General features: G+C 70.4%; 19 protein-coding genes and 1 tRNA gene. 17 read left to right on the forward strand and 3 right to left on the reverse strand.

Annotated elements, in window-relative coordinates; translation table 11 throughout:
* Positions 1–6 precede the first annotated feature (6 nt).
* Together scpA and mutA are read right to left on the reverse strand one after the other, a co-directional pair.
* Positions 7–2,211, reverse strand: coding sequence for a methylmalonyl-CoA mutase (gene scpA, locus ACZ6ZQ_RS09865; RefSeq protein ID WP_469768262.1), 2,205 nt, complete (start codon positions 2,209–2,211; stop codon positions 7–9).
* Positions 2,211–4,076, reverse strand: a complete 1,866-nt coding sequence (mutA, locus tag ACZ6ZQ_RS09870; protein WP_469768037.1) for a methylmalonyl-CoA mutase small subunit — start codon at positions 4,074–4,076, stop codon at positions 2,211–2,213. The genes scpA and mutA overlap by 1 nt, the downstream gene beginning before the upstream one ends.
* 275 nt (positions 4,077–4,351) lie before the next feature.
* On the opposite strand from mutA, the gene ACZ6ZQ_RS09875 reads away from it, so the two are divergent.
* The 8 genes from ACZ6ZQ_RS09875 to ACZ6ZQ_RS09910 all read left to right on the forward strand — a co-directional run bounded on the left by ACZ6ZQ_RS09875 (position 4,352) and on the right by ACZ6ZQ_RS09910 (position 12,133).
* Positions 4,352–4,771: a YciI family protein gene (locus ACZ6ZQ_RS09875; protein ID WP_469768038.1), complete on the forward strand. Its 420-nt coding sequence runs from the start codon at positions 4,352–4,354 to the stop codon at positions 4,769–4,771.
* Positions 4,768–6,000, forward strand: coding sequence for an RNA polymerase sigma factor (locus tag ACZ6ZQ_RS09880; protein WP_469768039.1), 1,233 nt, complete (start codon positions 4,768–4,770; stop codon positions 5,998–6,000). Before ACZ6ZQ_RS09875 ends, ACZ6ZQ_RS09880 begins: the two co-directional genes overlap by 4 nt.
* Positions 6,001–6,178: 178 nt before the next feature.
* Positions 6,179–7,432 (forward strand): YncE family protein, encoded by a 1,254-nt coding sequence (locus ACZ6ZQ_RS09885; protein WP_469768040.1) that lies wholly within the window; start codon positions 6,179–6,181, stop codon positions 7,430–7,432.
* 71 nt (positions 7,433–7,503) lie between these two features.
* Positions 7,504–8,265 carry a class I SAM-dependent methyltransferase gene (locus ACZ6ZQ_RS09890; RefSeq protein ID WP_469768041.1) on the forward strand — a complete coding sequence of 254 codons (762 nt, stop codon included), beginning with the start codon at positions 7,504–7,506 and terminating at the stop codon, positions 8,263–8,265.
* Between the two features lie 58 nt (positions 8,266–8,323).
* Entirely contained in the window at positions 8,324–8,905 is a 582-nt protein-coding gene (locus tag ACZ6ZQ_RS09895) for an HhH-GPD-type base excision DNA repair protein (protein ID WP_469768042.1), read from the forward strand.
* Between the two features lie 160 nt (positions 8,906–9,065).
* Positions 9,066–10,607, forward strand: coding sequence for a M28 family metallopeptidase (locus ACZ6ZQ_RS09900; protein ID WP_469768263.1), 1,542 nt, complete (start codon positions 9,066–9,068; stop codon positions 10,605–10,607).
* A gap of 424 nt (positions 10,608–11,031) precedes the next feature.
* Positions 11,032–11,328, forward strand: a complete 297-nt coding sequence (locus tag ACZ6ZQ_RS09905) for a type II toxin-antitoxin system VapB family antitoxin (protein ID WP_009067182.1) — start codon at positions 11,032–11,034, stop codon at positions 11,326–11,328.
* 175 nt (positions 11,329–11,503) lie between these two features.
* A complete protein-coding gene (locus tag ACZ6ZQ_RS09910) occupies positions 11,504–12,133 on the forward strand; it encodes a LytR C-terminal domain-containing protein (RefSeq protein ID WP_469768043.1) in 630 nt (209 codons plus the stop codon).
* A 40-nt stretch (positions 12,134–12,173) separates the two neighbouring features.
* Here ACZ6ZQ_RS09910 and upp read toward each other — a convergent pair whose 3' ends face one another.
* A complete protein-coding gene (gene upp / locus ACZ6ZQ_RS09915) occupies positions 12,174–12,809 on the reverse strand; it encodes a uracil phosphoribosyltransferase (RefSeq protein ID WP_453668561.1) in 636 nt (211 codons plus the stop codon).
* An 87-nt stretch (positions 12,810–12,896) separates the two neighbouring features.
* Between upp and ACZ6ZQ_RS09920 the strand changes: the two genes are divergently transcribed.
* From ACZ6ZQ_RS09920 to ACZ6ZQ_RS09960, 9 genes are all read left to right on the forward strand, one after another.
* A complete protein-coding gene (locus ACZ6ZQ_RS09920) occupies positions 12,897–13,124 on the forward strand; it encodes a hypothetical protein (RefSeq protein ID WP_469768044.1) in 228 nt (75 codons plus the stop codon).
* Positions 13,125–13,294: 170 nt separating this feature from the next.
* Positions 13,295–13,813: a tRNA adenosine deaminase-associated protein gene (locus ACZ6ZQ_RS09925; protein ID WP_469768045.1), complete on the forward strand. Its 519-nt coding sequence runs from the start codon at positions 13,295–13,297 to the stop codon at positions 13,811–13,813.
* Positions 13,814–13,848: 35 nt separating this feature from the next.
* On the forward strand, positions 13,849–14,334 hold the full coding sequence (gene tadA / locus ACZ6ZQ_RS09930; RefSeq protein ID WP_469768264.1) for a tRNA adenosine(34) deaminase TadA: 486 nt from the start codon (positions 13,849–13,851) through the stop codon (positions 14,332–14,334).
* A gap of 48 nt (positions 14,335–14,382) precedes the next feature.
* Positions 14,383–14,467 (forward strand) — tRNA-Ser (locus ACZ6ZQ_RS09935).
* Positions 14,468–14,625: 158 nt separating this feature from the next.
* Positions 14,626–14,790, forward strand: coding sequence for a hypothetical protein (locus tag ACZ6ZQ_RS09940; protein WP_266379977.1), 165 nt, complete (start codon positions 14,626–14,628; stop codon positions 14,788–14,790).
* Between the two features lie 10 nt (positions 14,791–14,800).
* Positions 14,801–15,094, forward strand: a complete 294-nt coding sequence (locus ACZ6ZQ_RS09945; RefSeq protein WP_469768046.1) for a Dabb family protein — start codon at positions 14,801–14,803, stop codon at positions 15,092–15,094.
* A gap of 222 nt (positions 15,095–15,316) precedes the next feature.
* Positions 15,317–16,147 carry an RNA polymerase sigma factor SigF gene (locus tag ACZ6ZQ_RS09950; protein ID WP_469768047.1) on the forward strand — a complete coding sequence of 277 codons (831 nt, stop codon included), beginning with the start codon at positions 15,317–15,319 and terminating at the stop codon, positions 16,145–16,147.
* A 234-nt stretch (positions 16,148–16,381) separates the two neighbouring features.
* A complete protein-coding gene (locus ACZ6ZQ_RS09955) occupies positions 16,382–17,278 on the forward strand; it encodes an RNA polymerase sigma factor SigF (protein ID WP_469768048.1) in 897 nt (298 codons plus the stop codon).
* Between the two features lie 255 nt (positions 17,279–17,533).
* Positions 17,534–18,295 carry a hypothetical protein gene (locus ACZ6ZQ_RS09960; protein ID WP_469768049.1) on the forward strand — a complete coding sequence of 254 codons (762 nt, stop codon included), beginning with the start codon at positions 17,534–17,536 and terminating at the stop codon, positions 18,293–18,295.
* The last annotated feature ends 46 nt before the right edge of the window (positions 18,296–18,341 follow it).

Raw genomic sequence — 18,341 nt, forward strand, 5'->3', positions numbered from 1 at the left:
CCGCGGCTACAGCTCGTCGTGGCCCAGGGCCGCGCCGAGCCGCTGCACCAGGTCGTAGGCCGCGTCGGGGATCACCGTGCCGGGCGGGAAGACCGCCGCGGCACCCATCTCCAGCAGCGTGGGCACGTCCTGCGGGGGGATCACGCCACCGACGACGATCATGATGTCGTCGCGGCCCTCCTCCGCGAGCTGCTCGCGCAGCGCCGGGACGAGGGTCAGATGGCCCGCCGCCAGCGACGAGACGCCCACGATGTGCACGTCCGCCTCGACCGCCTGCCGGGCCACCTCGGCCGGGGTCTGGAACAGCGGGCCGACGTCCACGTCGAAGCCGAGGTCGGCGAAGGCGGTGGCGATCACCTTCTGGCCGCGGTCGTGCCCGTCCTGGCCCATCTTGGCGACGAGGATGCGCGGACGGCGCCCCTCGGCCTCCTCGAACCGGTCGACCAGGCCCCTGGTGCGGTCCACTGAGGGCGACTCCCCTGCCTCGTTGCGGTACACGCCGGAGATCGTACGGATCTGGCCCGCATGCCGTCCGTACACCTTCTCCAGGGCGTCCGAGATCTCGCCGACCGTCGCCTTGGCGCGGGCCGCGTCCACCGCGAGCGCCAGCAGATTGCCCTCCAGGCCGGGCCCCGGGCCCCGCCCGGCGGCCTCGGTCAGCGCCCGCAGCGCGTCCTGGCAGGCCGCCTCGTCACGCTCCTCGCGCAGTCGCCGCAGCTTGGCGATCTGCTGGGCGCGCACGGACGAGTTGTCGACCTTGAGGACGTCGATCTGCTCGTCGTTCTCGACGCGGTACTTGTTGACGCCGATGACCGGCTGGCGGCCGGAGTCGATACGGGCCTGCGTACGGGCGGCCGCCTCCTCCACCCGCAGCTTCGGGATGCCCGCATCGATGGCCTGCGCCATGCCGCCGGCCGCCTCGACCTCCTGGATGTGCTGCCAGGCCCGCCGCGCCAGGTCGTACGTCAGCTTCTCGACGTACGCGCTGCCGCCCCACGGGTCGATCACCCGGCAGGTGCCCGACTCCTGCTGGAGCAGCAGCTGGGTGTTGCGGGCGATGCGTGCGGAGAAGTCGGTCGGCAGCGCCAGCGCCTCGTCGAGGGCGTTGGTGTGCAGCGACTGGGTGTGGCCCTGGGTCGCGGCCATCGCCTCCACGCACGTACGCGTGACGTTGTTGAAGACGTCCTGGGCGGTGAGCGACCAGCCGGAGGTCTGCGAATGGGTGCGCAGAGACAGCGACTTGGCGTTCTTCGGGTCGAACTGCTTGACCAGCTTGGCCCACAGCAGCCGGGCCGCCCGCATCTTGGCGATCTCCATGAAGAAGTTCATGCCGATCGCCCAGAAGAAGGAGAGCCGGGGCGCGAACGCGTCGACGTCGAGCCCCGCGTCCCGCCCGGCCCGCAGGTACTCCACACCGTCGGCGAGGGTGTACGCCAGCTCCAGGTCGGCCGTCGCGCCCGCCTCCTGGATGTGGTAGCCGGAGATGGAGATGGAGTTGTAGCGCGGCATCTTCTGCGAGGTGTACGCGAAGATGTCGGAGATGATCCGCATCGAGGGGCGGGGCGGATAGATGTAGGTGTTGCGGACCATGAACTCCTTGAGGATGTCGTTCTGGATGGTCCCGGCCAGCTTCTCGGGCGGTACGCCCTGCTCCTCCGCCGCCACGATGTAGAGCGCGAGCACCGGCAGCACGGCGCCGTTCATGGTCATCGACACGGTCATCCTGTCCAGCGGGATGCCGTCGAAGAGCTGCCGCATGTCGTAGATGGAGTCGATGGCGACGCCCGCCATGCCGACGTCACCGGTGACGCGCGGGTGGTCGCTGTCGTAGCCGCGGTGCGTGGGCAGGTCGAAGGCGACCGACAGGCCCTTCTGTCCGGCGGCGAGGTTGCGCCGGTAGAAGGCGTTGGACTCCTCGGCGGTGGAGAAGCCGGCGTACTGGCGGATCGTCCACGGCTGGTTGACGTACATCGTCGGATAGGGCCCGCGCAGATACGGCGCCACACCCGGGTACGTGCCGAGGAAGTCCAGGCCCTCCACGTCACGGCCGGTGTAGAGCGGCTTGACGGCGATGCCCTCCGGGGTCTCCCAGAGCAGGTCGTCGGCGCTGCTGCCGGTCGACTCCTTCACGGCCGCTCGCCACTGCTCCTCCGTGGCCTCGGCAGGGGCTCCGGGGCCCAGGGGGACCTCCGAGAAGTCAGGAATCTGCATCACGCCGCCACTCCCATGCGGTCCAGGACGGAGGACAGGACGCTCACGGCGTCGCAGCCCGCGAAGACGTAGTCGTCGACGTCGGTGTGCTCGCCGGGCCTGCCCGCGAGGAACACCCGCTCGGCGCCCGCCGACTTGAGCGCCTTGGCGACCTCCGCGGCCTGCTCCTCGTACAGCGCGTCGCTGGAGCAGAGGCAGGCGACGGTCGCCCCGCTGCGGGCGAACGCCTCTGCGGCCGTGGCGGCATCGACCGTCACCGGGTCGTGGACCGGCTCGACGCCGCCGGCCTGGAAGAGGTTCGAGGCGAAGGAGACCCGGGCGGTGTGCGCCGAGGCCGGGCCGAGCGCGGCGAGGAAGACACGCGGCCGGGTGCCGGTCGCGGCCAGATGGGCGTCGGAGCGGGCACGCAGCTCCTCGTACGCCTCGTCGCGGCGCACCCGGGGCAGGCCCTGCGGATGCTCAGGCGCCTCGGGCGCGGGCTCGCGCTCGACGGGCTTCTCCGCCAGATGCGGGAACTCACTGACGCCGGTGATGGGTTCGCGGCGCTTGGCGAGACGCTTCTTGCGCTCCGCCCAGGTGGCCGCGAGCCGGTCGCCGACCAGACCCGAGCGCAGGGCCGCCTCCTGGCCGCCCGCCCGCTCCAGCTCCTGGAAGAACGCCCAGGCTGCTTCGGCGAGTTCGTCGGTGAGACGCTCCACGTACCAGGAGCCACCGGCCGGGTCGGCGACCCGGCCCAGATGCGACTCCTCCAGCAGGATCGAGGAGGTGTTCCGGGCGATCCGGCGGGCGAACGCGTCCGGCAGGCCGAGCTCGTGGTCGAAGGGCAGTACGGTCACCGCATCGGCCCCGCCCACGCCCGCGCCCAGGGTGGCGATCGTCGTACGCAGCATGTTCACGTACGGGTCGCGGCGGGTCATCATCACCGGCGAGGTCACCGCGTGCTGGCGCTGCGCCGCCGCGTCCCCGGCGTCGGCTCCGGTGGCCCCGGACACCTCGGCGACCCGGGCCCACAGCCGGCGGGCCGCGCGCAGTTTGGCGACGGTCAGGAACTGGTCGGCGGTGGCCGCGTACCGGAACTCCAGCTGCCGGCAGGCCGCGTCGACCGTAAGACCTGCTCCGGTGAGGTGACGCAGATACGCCACACCGGTCGCGAGCGAAGCACCCAGCTCCTGGGCGGCGGAGGCCCCGGCCTCGTGGTACGGCAGCGCGTCCACGGTCAGCGCCCGCAGCCCCGGGTACTCCTCGTGGCAGCGCCGCGCCAGCTCCACGGCCTCGTCCACGTGGCGTACGGGGCCGCCGGTACGGGCGGCGTGCCCGAGCGGGTCCGCGCCGAGGTTTCCGCGTGCCGCGTCACGGGAGACGCCCCGCTCCTCGTAGAGCCGCAGCAACTCACCCGCGGCCGCGGCGGTTTCGTCCCCCGCGTCGAGCACCACCGGCGCCAGGTCGAGGTAGACCCCGTCCAGGGCCCGGGCGAGACCGGAGACCGGCACGCCGGTGCCGCCCACGGTCAGCCACAGCGAGGTGACGCCGTTCTCCAGGTCGGTGAGCACGGCCTCGTTGGCGCGTGCGGGCTCCGGCAGCGCATGCCGCTGGCGTACGTCCCAGCCGCCGACCGGCCTGCCACCGCGCACATACGGCGCGAAGCCCGGGTATCCGGCTTCGGGCACGGAGTCCCGCGCGGTGTACAGGGGCCGGGCCACGAGCCCGTCTTCCAGCGTCGTCGCCAGCGTCTCCTCGGCCGCGTCCCCGGACACGTCCTTGCCCGACTTGCGCAGCACGCCTTCGACAAGGCGCTGCCACTGCTCGTGGGTGGCGTCCGGGAAATCGGCGGCGAGCGTAAGCCCGTCCTCGGGCAGAACCGTCATGCTCGGATGCTAGGACAGGCTTACGGATGAGCAGCAGAGCGGACGGCTGTGACCTTGCCCTCTTGTTGCTGGTGTTTCCCCACGGATGGATTCGGGAGCCGCCGTACCCGCAGAGGCGTACCCGTGGATCCGTACCCGCAGACGTGTGCCCGCAGGCGTGTACCCGCAGACGAGGGAAAAATCTTCTCCGAGGTGTCGAGAACACCGCTCCGGCTCCGACGTCCCCTGTGAGAGTTGCCCACAAGGGGCGGCATCCCACCCGAGGGAGCGAAACCATGAAGTATCTGGTGATGGTCCAGGGCTCGCAGGCCGACTACGACGCGATGAGCGGCAAGGCGTCCGAGCACAGCCCGGTCTGGAGCGAGAAGGACCTGCAGGCGATGTTCGCCTTCATGGAGGCCGTCAACAACGACCTGGCCGAGTCGGGGGAGCTGGTGGACGCGCAGGGGCTGGTCGAGCCCGCGCAGACCCGCTTCGTGAGCGCGGGCAAGGACGGCCGGCCCGTGATCTCGGACGGTCCTTACGGCGAGACGAAGGAGCTGCTCTGCGGGTACTGGGTACTGGACTGCGAGAGCCTCGACCGGGTCACGGAGATCGCGGCCCGTATCACCCAGTGCCCGGTCCCCGAGGGCGCGCCCGACTACCCGGTGGTCATCCGTCCGATCCAGGACGGCGGAGGCGATCTGTGCCCGTGACGCGTACGACCGACGTCGAGGACCTGCTGCGCCGCCACGCGCCGCAGGTCCTCGGCGCGCTGGTACGCAGGTACGGACGCTTCGACCCGGCCGAGGACTCCGTACAGGAGGCGCTGCTCGCCGCCGCGCAGCAGTGGCCCGAGGAGGGTGTGCCGGACAATCCGCGCGGCTGGCTGATCAGGGTGGCCTCGCGCCGGCTGACCGACCAGCTGCGCAGCGACGAGGCGCGGCGGCGGCGCGAGGAGACGGCCGCGCAGCTCACGCCCCGCGACGCGTTCACCGCACCGCCCCCCGGTGAGAACCGGGCCCCGTCCGATGACGACACCCTCACGCTGCTGTTCCTCTGCTGCCACCCCGAGCTGACGCCCGCCGCGCAGATCGCGCTCACCCTGCGGGCCGTCGGCGGTCTGACGACGGCCGAGATCGCCCGCGCGATGCTGGTGCCCGAGGCGACGATGGCGCAGCGCATCAGCCGGGCCAAGGCGAGGATCAAGGGCGTGCCGTTCCGGCAGCCGGGTCCCGAGGACCGCGACCAGCGTCTGGCCGCCGTGCTCCAGGTGCTGTACCTGATCTTCAACGAGGGCCATACGGCGACATCGGGGGCCGCCCTGCACCGTGCCGACCTCGCCCATGAGGCGATCCGGCTGACCCGGTCCGTACGCAGGCTCCTGCCCCGGGAGGGTCCGGTCACCGGGCTGCTGGCCCTGATGCTGCTCACCGAGGCCCGCAGCGCGGCGCGCACCGGCCCGCACGGCGAGCTGATTCCCCTCGACGAACAGGACCGCTCCCTGTGGAACCGGGACGCGATCGCCGAGGGCACGGCTCTGGTGGAGGAGGCGCTCTCCGAGGGCCCGGCCGGCGCGTATCAGCTGCAGGCGGCGATCGCGGCCCTGCACGACGAGGCGGCACGGGCGGAGGACACCGACTGGCCGCAGATCCTGGCCCTCTACGACGTTCTGGTGAGCCGCGCTCCCGATCCGATGGCCGAGCTGGGCAGGGCGGTGGCGGTCGCGATGGTGTCGGGCCCGGAGGCGGGGCTGGCGGAAGTGGCGAAACTGGAGGACCGGCTGACGGGTCATCACCGGCTCGACGCCGTACGCGCCCATCTCCTGGAGAAGGCCGGGGACGCGGAGGCCGCGCGTGCGGCCTACCAGCGGGCGGCCCAGGGCACCCTCAGCGTGCCCGAGACCCGCTACCTCCAGATGCGGGCGGCCCGGCTGCGCCCGTGAGCCGCGGGCCATGCGCGCGAGCCGCGAGCCACGAGCCATGAACCGCAAGCCATGAACCGCGAGCCATGGGGCCATGAGGAAGTCCGGTACGAGCTCTGGTCATTCATCTGACCCGCCAGTACCTTACCGCTCAGTAAGTTCCTGTCTCCCTCCTGCCCCACGCCTCCAGGAGCGCACCGTGAAGACAGCACTCTCCCCTGCCCTCGCCGCGATCGCCGCGGCTCTCGCGGTCACCGTCGCCTCGGCGGCCCCGGCACCCGCGAGCACCCCCACGGACGGCCTCCGTGAGGTGCTGTTCGTCGGCAACAACTGGGAGGGCACCGCCGATGTACTCGAATCGTCCGGCTCCCTCACGAAAGTCGGGCGGATCAACGTCGTCCCGGACAAGGACGAGCGGCTGCTGGAGATCTATCTCAACCCGGTGAAGCTCGCCTACTTCCTCGGGATACGGATGTCCGTCGGCGAGGGACACGACCAGTTCGTGGACGACATGTACTCCACCCCGGACGGGTCGGCCGTCGTCGTGTCCCGGCCGAGCTTCGCCGACGTCGTCTCGATCGACGTGGCCACCGGCCGGGTCAACTGGCGCTTCCCCGTGTCCGGTTTCCGCTCCGACCACATGGCCGTCTCCCCGGACGGCACGCGCGTCGCCGTATCCGCGTCCACGGCCAACACCGTGCATGTCCTCGACATCGACACCGGCCGCCAGACCGGCTCGTTCAAGACCGGCGACAAGCCGCACGAGAACGTCTTCACGGCCGACGGCAAGTACATCTGGAACAGCGCGATCGGCGAGGTCAACACCGCCCTCGACGACCCCCTCTTCGACTGGACGAAGGGGGATCGCAAGATCACCGTCGTCGACGCGCACACCTACCGGACCGTGAAGGTCATCGACATGCGGGAGCGGCTGGATGCCTTCGGCCGCAAGGACCTGTCCGACGCGGTACGGCCGGTGGCCTTCACGCCCGACGAATCGAAGCTCTACTTCCAGGTGTCGTTCTTCAACGGCTTCCTCGAGTACGACGTCGCCGCCGACCGGATCACCCGCCAGAAGACCCTCCCGAAGAACCCGGACACCAGCGAGGACCGCACGACCTGGGTCAACGACTCACGCCACCACGGCATGTCGATGAGCCCGAAGGGCGACAAGATCTGCATCGCCGGGACGATGGACGACTACGCGACGGTCGTCGACCGGTCGACGCTCCAGGAAGGGCCGCTCGTCACTGCCTCGAAGCCGTACTGGGCGACCGTGAGTGGGGACGGCAAGTCCTGCGTCATCTCCGAGAGCGGCGCCGACTCGGTCACCGCCATCGACTTCGCGACCGGCCGGAAGGTGGCGTCCGTGCCGGTCGGGGACCACCCGCAGCGGGTACGGCTCGGCCATGTGGCGGCCGACTGGACGGGTCCTTCGGCTGCGCGGGAATAGCCCTGGCCCAGTAGGAGCGGCCGGGACGCGACGGACTGGCGGCCCGATGGTCCGGACGGGACGATCGGAGCATGACCCGCACGTTTGACCACCTGGTGGCCGAGGCCGAGTCCGTGTCCGTGGCCGGCTGGGACTTCTCCTGGCTGGACGGGCGTGCCACCGAGCAGCGCCCGTCCTGGGGCTACCAACGGCTGATGAGCGAACGGCTTGCCCGCGCCGCCGCCGCCCTGGACATCCAGACCGGCGGCGGCGAGGTCCTCGCCGGAGCCCCGAAGCTGCCGCCGCTGATGGTCGCCACCGAGGCCTGGCCGCCGAACGTCGAGAAGGCCACCAGGCTGCTCCACCCGCTGGGGGCCGCCGTCGTCGTGGACCCGGACGAGCCGCCGCTCCCGTTCGGCGACGCGGCCTTCGACCTGGTCGTCAGCCGGCATCCGGTGACCGTCTGGTGGGACGAGATCGCCCGCGTACTCCGTCCGGGCGGCACCTACTTCTCCCAGCAGGTCGGTCCCGCCAGCGTCTTCGAGCTGGTCGAGTACTTCCTCGGGCCCCAGCCGGAGGAGGTACGGCGTGCCCGCCGTCCGGAGGACGCCGAGGCGGCCGCCGAGGCCGCGGGGCTGGAGATCATCGACCTGCGCTCGGAGTCGCTGCGTACCGAGTTCTTCGACATCGGCGCGGTGATCTACTTCCTGCGGAAGGTGGTCTGGATGGTCCCGGGCTTCACCGTGGCGCAGTACCGGGGCCGGCTCCGCGAGCTCCACGACCGGATCGGGACGGAGGGCCCGTTCGTGGCGCACACGACCCGCTTCCTGATCGAGGCCCGCAAGCCCGGCTGACGGACCGGCTGTCGGACGGGACGTGCATGGCGACCGCACCGGAGGGATCATCGGGGGCATGAGCCCCACGATTCATCTCGCCCAGCAGCCCGAAGCCGACGAACTACTCGGGCGCAGCCCGCTGGCCGCCCTGGTCGGCATGCTGCTCGACCAGCAGGTCCCGATGGAGTGGGCCTTCTCGGGCCCGTACACGATCGCCCAGCGCCTCGGCGGCGACGACCTGGACGCCCACGAGATCGCGGCCCAGGACCCGGATGCCTTCGTCGCGTTGCTGTCCGAGAAGCCGGCGGTGCACCGCTACCCGGGCTCCATGGCCAAGCGGATCCAGCAGCTGTGCCAGTACCTGGTGGACGAGTACGACGGCGATCCGACCGCACTGTGGAAGGACGCCTCGTCGGGCAAGGAGCTCCTCGCCCGGCTCAATGCACTGCCCGGCTTCGGCAAGCAGAAGTCCCAGATCTTCCTGGCGCTGCTGGGCAAGCAGTTCGGCGTCACGCCCGCGGGCTGGCGGGAGGCGGCGGGGGCGTACGGCGAGGCGGGTTCGTACCGTTCGGCGGCGGACATCACGGGTCCCGAGTCGCTGGCCAAGGTGCGTGCGCACAAGCAGGAGATGAAGCGCGCGGCGAAGGCGGCCAAATGACACACAAGTACGCCCGAAGAAGTACTAGTTGATGTCAATACTGCTAAACATCACGTGAGTTGCGGCACAACTGTTCACAGAACACTCAGAGATCGCTAACTTCCCCTCAACCTCATTCATACAGGGAAGGACCTCTGTGACCGCGACCCATCGCAGAGCCATGGCCACCCTGGCCGCAGCCGCACTCGCGACCCCGCTCCTGCTGGCATCCGCCTCCCCCGCCACCGCACACCGGCACGACCCTGCCAAGGAAGCGGCCAAGGAAGCAGCCAAGCTCTCCAAGAAGCTGGTCCGCGAGTCGTCCGCCAAGGACGCCTTCAAGCACCTGCAGAAGTTCCAGCAGATAGCCGAGAGCACCGGCGGCAACCGTGCCGCCGGAACGCTGGGCCACGACGCGTCCGCGGCGTACGTCTACCAGCAGCTGAAGAAGGCCGGGTACGACGTCTCGTACCAGGACTTCGAGTTCATGTACACCGAGACCCAGGCCGAGAAGCTGTCGGTGGTCTCGCCCGCGCCGCGCGATGTCGCGATATCCGCGATGACCTACACCAAGTCGACGCCCGTCGGCGGTGTGAAGGCGGACCTGGTCGCCGCGCCCGTCGACGCCGACGGCACCAACGGCTGCGAGCCCACGGACTTCGCCGCCGGCACCTTCACCGGCAAGGTCGCGCTGATCAAGCGCGGCGGCTGCACGTTCGCCGCCAAGCAGGAGAACGCGGCGGCCGCGGGCGCGATCGGCGCGGTGATCTACAACAACACCACGGGCGCGCTGTCCGGCACGCTCGGCGGCCCGGAGGCCGGCAAGATCCCGACCGGCGGCATCACGCTCGCCGAGGGCGAGAAGCTCGCCGCGGACCTCGCCAAGGGCCCGGTGAGCATCAACTTCGAGATCCGCCAGCTCCAGGAGAAGCGGACCACCCGCAACGTCATCGCGGAGACCAAGCACGGCAACGCCGCCAACACGGTGATGCTCGGCTCCCACCTGGACTCCGTGGTGGCCGGCCCCGGCATCAACGACAACGGCTCCGGCTCCGCCGGTCTGCTCGAAGTCGCCCTGGAGCTCGCCGAGTCCCACAAGCGGCCCACCAACAAGGTGCGCTTCGCCTGGTGGGGCGCGGAGGAGAACGGCCTGCTCGGCTCCGAGCACTACGTCGCGAACCTCAGCGAGCTGGGCAAGAAGGAGATCAAGCTCTACCTCAACTTCGACATGATCGCCTCGCCGAACTACGGCCTGTTCGTGTACGACGGCGACAACTCGGACGGTGTCGGCGCGCCGGCGGGCCCGGCGGGCTCCGCGCAGCTCGAGCGCGACATCAACGAGTTCATGGACAAGCAGGGCAAGCCGCACGAGGGCACGGACTTCACCGGTCGCTCCGACTACGGCCCGTTCATCGAGGTCGGCATCCCGTCCGGCGGCACCTTCACCGGCGCGGAGGGCATCAAGACCGCCGCGCAGGCGGAGAAGTTCGGCGGCACGGCCGGGGTCGCGTACGACGCGTGCTACCACGCCAAGTGCGACGACATCAAGAACATCAACATGACGGCGTTCGACGTCAACATCGACGTCATCGCCAACGCGGTCGGCACGTACGCCCTGGACCTGAGCTCGCTGCGCAAGCCGGTCGTCACCGTCCCGACGGACGGCGGCGCGGGCAGCGGCGGAGGCCTGCACGACGGCCACGACCACGAGGTGACGGAGTAACGGAGTAACGGGGCTCCGCCCCGGACCCCCGGACGGTACCGGGCGCTTCGAAGCATGCCCGGTACCGTCCACTCGGCCCGTGTGTCCGCCCTCGGTCGCCGGACGGGCTCCTTCGGAGTACCGGCCGGCGATCGAGGCGCGGGGGTCCGAGGGCAGTGCCCTCGGACCGGTGCGCGGGCACACGCTTACACGCCCTAGGGCCGGCCCCGAGATGGCGTAGCCGACGGCGACTTTCCCCGCCTCTTTCCCCGCCTCGTCGGGAAGCGTCCCCGCGTCGGGCGGGGTGCGCGGGCGACGACGGCTCGGGATCGGTCATGACACAGCCCCTACTTCCGGGTTTGCGAGGCTTTTGAGGGGTTTTGATCGGCATCGCACCCGCGCCGCGTGGCTGCGCCGAGAGCCTCTTGCCAGGTAGGCTTTCCGTGTGATCTTCAAGCGCATCGGCAACGGGCGGCCGTATCCCGACCACGGCCGGGAAAGCACCCGGCAGTGGGCGGATGTAGCGCCGCGCCCGGTCCGCCTCGATCAGCTCGTGACCACCAAGGGCCAGCTGGATCTCGAGACCCTGCTCGCCGAGGACTCCACCTTCTACGGCGATCTCTTCGCGCACGTCGTGAAGTGGCGTGGCGATCTGTATCTCGAGGACGGGCTGCACCGCGCCGTGCGCGCGGCACTCCAGCAGCGGCAGGTGCTGCACGCCCGCGTGCTGGAGATGGACTGACAGCCGAACGGCTGAACCGCAGCCGGACCGACCGCCGGGCCTGCACCCGGGCGGCCCCGTTCGGCCCCCTACCCGGGCAGTTGTACGACCCGTACGGCCCAGTTTCCGATCCATACGGCCGCAGTCGGGTGATCGTTTAGTAGGCATGCTCACGGGACCGCATTACGCTGCGCCCATGAGCATGCTCACTCCCCCAGGCATGGGCGGAAAATACCGCATTACGGGCAACGCCTATCCACGCATGCGCCGCCCTCGTCGCCGCCGCAGGATCGTGCTCGCAGCAACCGCCGCCGTGGCCCTCATCGGCCTCGCCGGCTGGGGAACGCTGCAGCTCATCGACGTCTTCACGGACAGCGGCCAGAAGACCACGGCCAAGAGCCGCGCCGCGGCCTGCAAGCCCGCGGCCCGCGCCTCCGCCGCCCCCGCGCCGCCGAAGCCCGGCCAGATCACGGTGAACGTCTACAACGCCACCCCGCGCGGCGGACTCGCCAAGGCCACCGCCGACGAGCTGCGCAAACGCGGCTTCGCCATCGGCAAGGTGGGCAATGCCCCGGCGGCGTACGACAAGAAGGTCCCGGGCACCGCGCTGCTGCTGGGCCCGCCGGCCGCGTACGCGGGATCGTTCCGCGTGCTCGGCACGCAGCTGCCGCGCGCCGAGCTCAGGGCCGACGCCCGCGCGACCACGGACGTCGACCTGATCCTGGGCACCGCCTTCAAGACGCTGAACACCAAGCCGGTCGCGGACCAGGCGATGGCCGCCCTGTCCAAGCCGGCCGCGCCGGTGTGCGAGCCGGACACCCCCTGAGCGGGTGCCCGGCTACTCCGCCGGGGCTACTCCGCAGGGGTTATTCCGCCGCGCCGTACATGCGGTCGCCCGCGTCACCCAGGCCCGGGACGATGTAGCCGTGCTCGTTGAGCCGCTCGTCGACCGAGGCCGTGACGACCGTGACCGGCGTGCCCGCCAGCTCGCGCTCCATCACCTCGACGCCCTCGGGCGCCGCCAGCAGCACGACCGCGGTCACATCGTCGGCGCCGCGCTTGATCAGCTCCTGGATCGCCGCGACGAGCGTGCCGCCGGTGGCCAGCATCGGGTCGAGCACGTACACCTGGCGGCCGGAGAGGTCCTCCGGCATGCGCGTCGCGTACGTGGACGCCTCCAGCGTCTCCTCGTTGCGGATCATCCCGAGGAAGCCCACCTCGGCGGTCGGCAGCAGCCGCACCATGCCGTCGAGCATGCCGAGACCGGCCCGCAGGATCGGCACCACCAGCGGCCGCGGCCGGGAGAGCTTGACGCCCGTGGTCCGCGACACCGGGGTCTGGATGTCGATCTGCTCGGTGCGCACATCGCGCGTGGCCTCGTACGCGAGCAGGGTCACCAGCTCGTCGGCCAGCCGCCGGAAGGTGGGGGAATCGGTGCGCTGATCGCGCAGGGTGGTGAGCTTGTGCGCCACCAGGGGGTGGTCGACGACGTGGATCCGCATGGACTCAACAGTAGCCGGGGCTGGCGTCGGGACAGGGTCCGGAGGGAAGGTGGGACATACCCTTCCAGCGCTGAGGTGGTGTGGCCGTTGCGGGACCGGGAACAGCAGAACCACGAGCAGCAGCAGGAACAGCGGCCGAAGCAGGAAACAGAGCAGGAATCGGAGCAGGAGAGCGACGCCGAGCGAAGGCGGCGGCGCGCCCAGTTCCTCCGCGAACTCCACGAGGCCAAGGCGCTGCGCGACCGCGTCCAGCCTCGCCGCGCCCGCGCGGCCCGGATGCGCCAGGCGATGCGTATGCGCACCTTCCGCTGGTGAGTCTCGGCGTGCCCGCGCAGCGCTCTCGGTGAGCCCTCTCACTGAACGCGGACACGACGCAACGTCGGAAGACCTCTCGCGAAGCCGTTGTTTCTGCCACGATTCCGAGTGGGCGGGGCACGAGCAGCGCACCGCCGGTCGTCACAACTCTGATCAGTGGGAGAGTCACGGTGTACTTCGCCGCACTGCTCGCGCGCACCGAAGACGGGTGGGAAGCGAGCGACACAGAGCTCGACGATGTGGAGACCCTGTCGGATCTGACCGACTTGGCCCGCGAGGCCTCGGTGAACGAGGACACGGTGCTCGCCTTCATCGAGCAGGAGGACACATGGTTCGGCGTCGTCCGGGTGGACGGCGAGGACGACCCTCGGGTCTTCGTCTCGGACGCCGCCTCGGCAGCCCGCTCCTCGTACGGAGCCATGCTCACGGACGAGCTGCTCGGCAAGGACGGGGATGAGGACGACGAGCTGGACTCGCTCGACCTCGACGGCACGGAGGACGGCGAGCCGGAGGCCGAGGAGGACACGGCGGAGGAGTCCGACGCGGTCCCTTCCGGGCCGCTCGGGGAATCCGACCTCCTCGCGGACCTCGGCATGTCCGCGAAGCAGCTGTGCTCACTCAGCACGGACGCGCTGACCGAGATCGCCGACACGCTCGGCGCCTCCGAGATCCTGGAGGCCGTCCGATAGTGACGGACCCGGTACGGGCGCCCTGGGAGGCGCCCATGCGGCTCGCGCTCGACGAGGCCGCACGTGCGCCGCTGACCGGGGACGTCCCGGTCGGCGCCGTCGTGCTGGCCGAGGACGGCACGGTCCTGGCCACCGGTCACAACGAGCGCGAGCTGACCGGCGACCCGACCGGGCACGCGGAGGTGCTCGCGCTCCGCAGGGCCGCGACGAAGCGCGGGACATGGCGGCTGACCGGCTGCACGCTCGTCGTGACCCTGGAGCCGTGCACGATGTGCGCGGGCGCGCTGGTGCTGTCCCGGGTGGACCGGGTGGTCTACGGCGCACGGGACGAGAAGGCGGGCGCGGCCGGCTCGCTGTGGGACGTCGTGCGGGACCGGCGGCTCAACCATCGCCCGGAAGTGATCCACGGGGTGCTGGAAGAGGCGTGCGCGGAGCAGCTGACGGCGTTCTTCCGGGAGTCCCGGGACGGCCCCGGGGACGGCCCCCGGGAGGGCGCCGGGCAAGGCTTCCCGGACCGCTGATCGATACCGATTTCAGAGCACGGCCCACCTTGGGCTAAGCTCTCTCCCGGTAGCGTGTCCGAGCGGCCGAAGGAGCTCGCCTCGAAAGCGAGTGTGGCGCAAGTCACCGAGGGTTCAAATCCCTCCGCTACCGCTTCTGGAAGGGCCCCGGTGCTGAGCACCGGGGCCCTTCGGCATGTGGTGGGGCAGGCTTGTACGGCCGGGCGAAGGGCCCCGGTCGCCGGGCCTTTCACCCTTGAAACGCTCAGTTAGACTCACGCGACTCACAGGGCCGCAGGGGAGGCAGGACCGATGGTGCAAACGAAGAAGATTGCTCTGTACGTGGTCGTCGTCTTCGTGCTGTACACGATCATCACCTCCCCGGCCAGGGCGGCGGACCTGGTCCAGGTAGGGTTCGAGGGCATATCGAGCGCCGCGCAGGGCGTCGGCGAGTTCATGACCGAGCTCATCAACTAGGAGTGCCCCCGTGATCCGCCATCTGGTCCTCTTCAAGCTCAACGAGGGTGTCGAGCGCGACGAGCCCCGTGTCGTCGCCGGTGCGAAGGCCTTCGCGGAGCTCGGCGGACAGATCCCGGAGCTGGAGTTCTGGGAGTGCGCCTGGAACATCACGGACCGGCCGGTCGCGTACGACTTCGCGATCAACTCGGCCGTCGCGGACAAGGACGCCCTCACGCGCTACATCGAGCACCCGGCCCACCAGGCGGCCGCCGGACAGTGGCGCGAGTTCGCCACGTGGGTGATCGCCGACTACGAGTTCTGAGCTCCCCGGCTCCCCGGCCTCCAGGCTCCTCACCGCAAAGGTGAGGAGCCTTTTGTTACTTGTGCCCCAACTTGCCCTCAACACGGCGTTATCCGGTGCTTGCACACAGTGGACATGTCTTGTGATGCTATGACCGCTTTTGATGGATGAGTTGACCGTCTTTGACCGCTGTTCATTGCCCGCTGTTCGACTGCCGTTCGACCGCGAAGGGGTGGCGAGACCGTGCCGGCCAGTACTGCGCCTCAAGTGCCGCCCCAGAACGAGAGCGAAGGCCGGACCAAGCCCCAGAGCCGGGGCGCGGACACCAGGGCGCTGACCCAGGTACTGTTCGCCGAGCTCAAGGACCTGGAGCCGGGCAGCGCCGAGCACACGCGGGTGCGCGCCGCGCTCATCGAGGCCAATCTGCCACTGGTGCGGTACGCGGCGGCCCGCTTCCGCAGCCGCAACGAGCCGATGGAGGACGTGGTCCAGGTCGGCACGATCGGCCTGATCAACGCGATCGACCGGTTCGACCCGGAGCGCGGGGTGCAGTTTCCGACGTTCGCCATGCCGACGGTGGTCGGCGAGATCAAGCGGTACTTCCGGGACAACGTACGGACCGTGCACGTGCCGCGCCGGCTGCATGAGCTGTGGGTGCAGGTCAACGGCGCGACCGAGGACCTGACGACGACTCACGGGCGGACCCCGACGACCGCCGAGATCGCCGAGCGGCTCAAGATCTCCGAGGAGGAGGTGCTCGCCTGCATCGAGGCGGGGCGGTCGTACCACGCGACCTCACTGGAGGCGGCACAGGAGGGCGACGGGCTGCCGGGCCTGCTCGACCGACTCGGCTACGAGGACCCGGCGCTCGCCGGAGTCGAACACCGCGATCTCGTACGCCATCTCCTCGTACAACTGCCCGAACGCGAGCAGCGGATCCTTCTGCTGCGCTACTACAGCAATCTGACGCAGTCACAGATCAGCGCGGAGCTGGGAGTTTCGCAGATGCATGTGTCAAGGCTCCTCGCCCGCAGCTTCGCACGATTGAGATCCGCAAACAGGATCGAGGCGTAACCAAAACGGGTAGACCCCTTTCAGCCCATTTCGAGCCACACAAAAGCGGCAGACCCCCCTTTTCCTGCGTCGATCTGACGCTGTGTTGTCGACTTGTCACTACAGCGTGTTGCCGACATGTGACATTCTGCGGGAACCGCGTTTGCCGCGGCCCCGCCTCCGGTATTCAGGTGGAGGCTGCGTTCCTCCGATGGTCGCGGCCGCCGCGACCGTCCGCGACCTCCAGGGGGTGGCATGTCCGCAGAACAGGGCAGCTCGAAGGTGCTCACGCTCACGCAGAGCGCTCCCTCGCCCGAAGCGCTTCCGGCGCCCGAACCCATGGACACCCCGGCAGCCATGGAGACCTCGGTGGCCGTCGAAGCGCCGGGAGCAATCGACACCCGCACGCTCTCGCGCTCGCTCTTCCTGCGGCTGGCCGCTCTGGACCAGGACAGCCCGGAGCGTACGTACGTACGCGACACGCTCATCGAGCTCAACCTGCCGCTGGTGCGGTACGCGGCGGCCCGCTTCCGCAGCCGCAACGAGCCGATGGAGGACATCGTCCAGGTCGGCACGATCGGCCTGATCAAGGCGATCGACCGGTTCGACTGCGAACGGGGCGTGGAGTTCCCGACGTTCGCGATGCCGACCGTCGTCGGCGAGATCAAGCGCTTCTTCCGTGACACGAGCTGGTCGGTGCGGGTGCCGCGCCGACTGCAGGAGCTGCGGCTCGCGCTGACGAAGGCGAGCGACGAGCTCGCCCAGAAGCTCGACCGCTCGCCGACGGTTCCCGAACTCGCGGCGGTGCTGGGCGTGTCGGAGGAGGACGTGGTCGACGGCCTCGCCGTCGGCAACGCGTACACCGCGTCCTCGCTGGACTCGCCCTCCCCGGAGGACGACGGCGGCGAGGGATCCCTCGCGGACCGGCTCGGCTACGAGGACAGCGCCCTGGAAGGCGTCGAGTACCGCGAGTCCCTGAAGCCGCTGCTGGCCAAACTCCCGCCGCGCGAACGCCAGATCATCATGCTGCGCTTCTTCGCGAACATGACGCAGTCGCAGATCGGCGAGGAGGTCGGCATCTCCCAGATGCACGTGTCGCGCCTGCTGACGCGGACGCTGGCGCAGCTGCGCGAGGGCCTCATCGCGGACTGATGTGAATGTGTGGGGGCCGACGCCCACACACCCCCACCGGACGGCGCGGCGAGGCACTGCCCCACGCCCCGCACACGGCAGCGGCGCGCCGCACTGCCCGGGCTTACGGGGAACGGCCGCCCATCGGCCCGGCCTCGGGGCTGCGCCCCCACACCTGGCCCCGGTCGCCCGGCTGCGACGCGGCGCGCAGTGCCCAGGGGTGTCTTCGGCTGCTGACGGGTTCCTAATTGACGAGGCGTCAGACAAACTGACGCGATGGGACGCAAGCGGATCGGGTTCGGACTGCTCGCGGGTGCGTTGTGCCTCGGCGGGGCGCTCGCCGCATGCGCGGAAGGGGAGCAGGGCGACGGGTATGCGGCCGTCGGGGCCGCGGGCGCCGGGGCCGCGGGCGCCGGGGCCGAGAAAGGGCCGGCGGGAGTCGTGCCGCCCTCCGGGAAGGTCGAGTTCGTGCCGCTCGACAGCGCGGCGCCTTCGCGGGCGGCCGGGCAGCCGCGCAGCCCTACCGGCACAGCGCCGGAGGCCGGCCCGGATACGCATACGGGTCGGGGCACGAACACCGGCACGGACACGGACGCGCCGAACACACCGGCGACCCCGGAGGCTCCCGGGGCACCCGGGACATCGACCCCCGGGCCGCAGCCCGGCACCGGTGTCGGCACCCCGCCGACATCACCCGGCGCCACCCCGCCCCCGTCACCGCCGCCCGGCCCCGCCGTGCTGGTGGTCGGGGAGCCGCGTCGGGCACCCGCGGACAAGCGGTGGTGCGAGAACGTCACCGTGGACTTCCACAACAGCGGTGGCATGCCCGTGCGGTCGGGCACCGTCACCTTCGCCACGCACATCATCGGCGCGCTCGGCATCGACTGGGCGACGATCGAGTCCGCTCAGCCGCTGCCCGCGCCCATCACCGCCGGGGCGACACGGACGACGACGTACAGGGTGTGCGTGGAGTCCTGGCGCGTCCCCCTGGGCATGCACATCGACACCCAGGACGTGCGCGCCTCGTACCAGTCCTAGTGCCGCGACCGGCAATGTTTGGACGCGACAGGGCAAAGCTTGCCGG

It is taken from the genome of Streptomyces sp. NPDC053673, from assembly GCF_055585225.1.